We start from the raw sequence: 4,750 nt of genomic DNA on the forward strand, positions 1-4,750 counted from the left end.
GCGGTCCTCGTTTCAAACGGAGAATCCCGTCTCCTCATGCGCCGCGAAACGATGGACGATGTTCTCTCAAGGGATGTCTCCCTCCGATAACACCAACTGCTCCGTTCTTGTGACGTTTCGAGGCAATAGTCAGGTCCAAACGTCACAAGAACGGAGCAGTGGGCCTACCGCCTGACCAGTTGTTGGCTACTATGGGTGTATGGCCGAACGCAACAGGGGACTTGTCGGGGCGATAGTCGGGACGGTATTCGCAACTGTTGCGTTTCTCGGTCCGGTTGCCTTTCTGATCGGGGTTCAGTCGCGCTCGGACACCTTGGACGGCGTCACCGACGGCCCGGTTCCGATCGTGACCGAGGCCGGACTGCGCAGCGTCGATACCCGGGCGGCTGCCACCCTTGAGTTGTCATGGACGGATGGCCCGACACTCAAGTCGCCGGGATTGGACGGACGGGTGACGCGTATCGCCGTCGAGGCCGGCGATACGATCATCAGCGGCGACGTCATCCTGGCCGTCGACGGTATCGACCGGATCGCGCTCGTGACACCGGAACCGATGGTCAGGACTCTCGACCGGGGCGCCAAGGGCCCTGACGTCGAGTGGCTCCAGGACTACCTCACAGAGGCCGGTTTCTTCTCCGAAAACATCACCGGGACGTATGGCTACCGAACAGACCGGGCCGTCAAGGCGTGGCGCACGTCATTGGGGGACCCCGACCCGAGCGGAGTTTTCCTGCCGCAGCTCGTTCTTTGGTTGCCGGGCGAACCGTTCGCTGTTGATGCGGTGCTCGTTGCGGTCGATGACGTAGCCCCTGGGGTTGGCTCGCCGGTGGTGACCAGTCCGAGCTCGCTCTCGACTGCCGTGGTGGGGGTACGCGAGGGCCAAACAGTGCCGGTATCGGGCGACCTTGTGTTCGCCTCATCCGAGGGTGACACCATTGCTCTCTCCGGCGAGCTTGTAGTCGTCGATCTCGGTTCGGTGGCAGCGTTGCTCGCCGTGAGCGCCGAGGTCGAGTCGGTGGATGGGTTCGTCAGGGCGACCTCGTCCACGGAGGTCGCGACAGTCCCGACATCGGCAGTGATAGCCGACGGAACCGGGGGCGTGTGCGTATGGAAGTCGGATGGGGACGGATTCGCGGCCGTTCCGGTTGAGCTGGCAAGAGCGACCGCCGGCGTGGCGTTTGTCGGGACGGGTGTGCAGCCGGGTGACAAGGTGCTTGTCAACCCCGTCGAGATCCTGGATGTTTGGGCATGTCGTTAGCGGTCCGCGATGTGACTCACACCTACCGCACCAGCGCCGGTCCGGTGTTGCGCGACGTATCTTTGGAGTTGGGGGACGGCGAAACCGCAGCGATCATGGGTCCGTCAGGTTCGGGGAAGACGACCCTGCTTTCGATCCTGGGTCTGCTCATGCCACCGACGTCCGGCGATGTGTTGCTCGATGGTGAGAGCATCCCCGGTGGACGAGTTCGCCGGGGATTGCGGTCCCGCGACTTTGCGTGGGTATCCCAGACGACGAACGTGCTGGCACGCAGATCCGTCCGCGACAACGCTGCTCTGGCGTTGCTCGGCCAGGGAGCGCAACGCACTCCCGCATACGTCGAGGCCGAGAAATCGCTCGTGATGGTCGGCCTCTCCGGGTTGTCGCATCGGACCGTCCAAACCCTGTCGGGTGGAGAGCTACAGAGAGTGTGTATTGCGCGCGCCCTGTGCGGCAGACCCCGGTTCATCCTCGCCGATGAGCCATCCGGTCAGCTTGATTCTGCGACGACCTCTCGGGTGCTCGATGCCCTCCTTGCCGCTCGTGAGCAGGGTTCAGCTCTCATCGTGGCGACACACGACCCCGAGGTCGCTGAGCGCATGGACCGTGTCATAGAGCTTCGCGACGGCGAACTGTCGGTGATGTAGCAATGTGGAACGTTCGGACGTTGATCGGCGAAGGCATCCGCAACGTCGTGAGCTCTGGTATGCGGGGGCTGGTCGTCATGGCTGCATTTGCCGGTGTCGTGGCCGGCTTGTTCCTCACAGAAGTGTCGTTCGTGGACGGGGTCATCAAGGACCAGCAGGCATTCACAGAACGCGGGCTGAACGTCTTTGTGGTCGGTGTCGAAGACGGCACCCTCCAACTCGACCGTTGTACCGAGCTCAACCGACTCGACCATGTCCTCGCCGCCGGGGGCGTGCGGCGGGCGGAACAAACTATCTTCTCGACTGCCCCGGGAGTGCGGTTCCAAACGGTTGAGGTGTCGGGCAGGTTGCTGGATGTCTGGGCTCGCGATCGGACCCCTGGTTTGTCGGCACCGATTAGCCAGTTCTTTGTCGGGCAGGCTGCGGCGGACGAGCTCGGTCTTGCCGCTGGCGTCACGGTCGAACCCCGCGGGGTCGCTGGCGTCGTGCAGATCGCTGGCGTCGTTGATGTGTCGGGTCGGTATGAGGCGGCAAGCCGGTGGGTGATGATTCCGAGTGTCGCGGCGGGAGATGGTGATGAGTGCTGGGTCGAGTTTGCTCCCCAGGCGAAGTCCACTGCCAAGGGCGAGCTGTTGTCCTGGTTCGACAAGGATGAGTTGAGCATCGGGATTCGATCACTGGTGCCGACCGGCGAATTCACTCGTGACCCGCTGCGCAGCCTTCTTGAGCGCAGCACCCAGTCGTTGTGGATCCCCGGTGGCGCTCTGCTCTCTCTCATCCTCTGGATCGGCGTATGGTTCCGCCGCTCCGAACTGGGGCTCTACCAATCGTTGGGTATGTCGACGCTTGACCTGTACCGGCTCGGATGGATCGAGACCGCCCTGATAGCAGTTATCGGTGCGGTCGCGGGGTTGCTGTGGGGCACCGTGGTGGGACTGCGACTGGTCGGTAGCCTTCGGCTGGACCAATCAATGTTCGGGTTCCTCACGGCCACGTCCGGAGTTGCCCTAGCGCTTGCGGTGGGTCCGCTCGCCTATGCGCTGTTATCGCGATCGCACATCGCAACGCTGCTCAAGGAACGGTGACAAGGAAACTTTTCGCGACCCCCCCCCACAAACGGACATCGGGTCGGTATCCTTTCGGTATCGGTCTTGATTCGGTGTGCGCGACGGTCCTGACCAACCGAAGAAGGGAAAGCACATGCGAAGAATCATCTACCTACTCCTGGTCGTCGCCATGATGACCACGACTATCACTCCGGCCTCCGCTAGCAACGTCCACGTAGTGGGTGGAGGCAATGGAACCTGCACCTACGACGGCTACCACGACTACTTCAGCGACGTTGTGTTCGCTTCAACTCAGGTCAACTCGGGTCCGTGTTCGACGGTGAAGGTCGAGGCGAAAATCAAAGTCAACGGCTCCTGGACCATCAGATCGTGGTACGGGTATAGCGGCTACGTCGAGCGGTCGTGGGGATACGACGACTTCAATTGGACTCGTCACACCGTTTGGGGTGGCCCGTCACCGGCAGTTTGGAAGATCTATTGACGAGACGCAAGGGGCTTGGCAGTCTCCTGGCTTTTGTGTTGGTGGTGGGGGCGTGCTCCGGTACGCCTGCCACCACCGATACAGCGTTCCCACCGTGGCTTGAGACGCTGGTTGCGTCGACGACCGATTTCCAGAAGGAGATCCTCAGTGACGGTGAGGTCACGATCGACGAGTTGGAGAAGGCTGTTCTTGCAACGGTGCAGTGTATGGAGGAGAACGGGATTCCCATCACGGACTTCAGTTTCGATTCCGAAAACGCCGAGTGGGGCATGTCTGTCGCGGCTGAGGAGGCGGATCGTACAGATGCAGAGCTGGCGGCATTTGACGCTATCGAAAACGCGTGCACGGAAGAGTACTCGATGGCGGTTGGAAGTGTGTTTGGGTTTCAGAATCGACCGACCCCTGAGGAACTCAGCGCCGAACTCGCACGAACGGCGCAATGTATGCGCGAGGAGGGATTCGATGTGCCCGATGGTGCAACACGCGAGGCAATGCAGAACCTTGCAGGTACGAGCCGCCGCGCATACGGTGAGTGTCGCCAGTTGGCTCAGGAGCAAGCCAACTGAGGATTGGTGTAGGCGCGGCTCGCGTTGTCGGCATCGACGGTGACTTCGCGGTTGGTACGTTTGGTGTTTGAGGAGGCGCGGTGGATATCGGGATGACATGTTGATCGGAGGCCGTCTCCGCGTCGGTCTTGTGGCTTTTGTGTTGGTGGTGGCGGCGTGTTCGGGTACGGCTGCCACCACCGATTCGGAGTTTCCGCCGTGGCTTGCGACGCTGGTTGCATCGACGACCGATTTCCAGAAGGAGATCCTCAGCGACGGCGCAGTGACCATCGATGAGCTAGAAAAGGCGATTCTCGCCAACGTGCAGTGTCAGGTCGAGAACGGTGTTGAGATTCGGGACTTTGTCTTCGACCCACTCGGCGGAGGATACGAAATGGCGGTCGTGTGGGGGGCGGATCTTCCCGGTGATGCAGCCCGGGACGCCGTTGACGCCATTCAAGCCGACTGTGAGGCCGAGTATTCCATCGCCGTCGAAAACGTGTTTGGGTTCCAGAATCAGTCGACTCCTGAGGAGCTGAGCGTCGAGTTGGCGCGTACGGCGCAGTGCATGAGGGAGAAGGGTTTTGACGTGCCCGAGGGTGCGACAGGTGAGGTGTTGCAGAACCTTGTCGGGGCCGACCGCCGGACATACGGAGAGTGTCGCCGGGTGGCCCAGGACGGGTCGAATTAGTTGTGGCCTCCCGTTCTTGTGACGTTTGGGCGCAATAATTGCGCCCAAACGTCACAAGAAC

At 61.6% G+C, this 4,750-nt stretch carries 6 protein-coding genes; all 6 read left to right on the forward strand.

Translation table 11 applies throughout. From position 1 onward, the window contains the following. Window positions 1-199: 199 nt before the first annotated feature. The 6 genes from GXP34_05180 to GXP34_05205 all read left to right on the forward strand — a co-directional run bounded on the left by GXP34_05180 (window position 200) and on the right by GXP34_05205 (window position 4,689). Window positions 200-1,258, forward strand: a complete 1,059-nt coding sequence (locus GXP34_05180; GenBank protein NOY55364.1) for a hypothetical protein — start codon at window positions 200-202, stop codon at window positions 1,256-1,258. Next, complete coding sequence (locus tag GXP34_05185; protein NOY55365.1) at window positions 1,249-1,905, forward strand: ABC transporter ATP-binding protein; 657 nt, start codon at window positions 1,249-1,251, stop codon at window positions 1,903-1,905. Before GXP34_05180 ends, GXP34_05185 begins: the two co-directional genes overlap by 10 nt. Before the next feature lie 2 nt (window positions 1,906-1,907). Continuing rightward, a complete protein-coding gene (locus GXP34_05190) occupies window positions 1,908-2,990 on the forward strand; it encodes an ABC transporter permease (GenBank protein NOY55366.1) in 1,083 nt (360 codons plus the stop codon). 115 nt (window positions 2,991-3,105) lie between these two features. Then, entirely contained in the window at window positions 3,106-3,453 is a 348-nt protein-coding gene (locus GXP34_05195; protein ID NOY55367.1) for a hypothetical protein, read from the forward strand. Next, on the forward strand, window positions 3,450-4,019 hold the full coding sequence (locus GXP34_05200; protein ID NOY55368.1) for a hypothetical protein: 570 nt from the start codon (window positions 3,450-3,452) through the stop codon (window positions 4,017-4,019). Before GXP34_05195 ends, GXP34_05200 begins: the two co-directional genes overlap by 4 nt. Before the next feature lie 142 nt (window positions 4,020-4,161). Next, window positions 4,162-4,689 (forward strand): hypothetical protein, encoded by a 528-nt coding sequence (locus tag GXP34_05205; GenBank protein NOY55369.1) that lies wholly within the window; start codon window positions 4,162-4,164, stop codon window positions 4,687-4,689. Window positions 4,690-4,750: the final 61 nt, after the last annotated feature.

This window comes from Actinomycetota bacterium, from assembly GCA_013152275.1.
Classification (GTDB): Bacteria; Actinomycetota; Acidimicrobiia; order Spongiisociales; family UBA4744; genus BMS3Bbin01.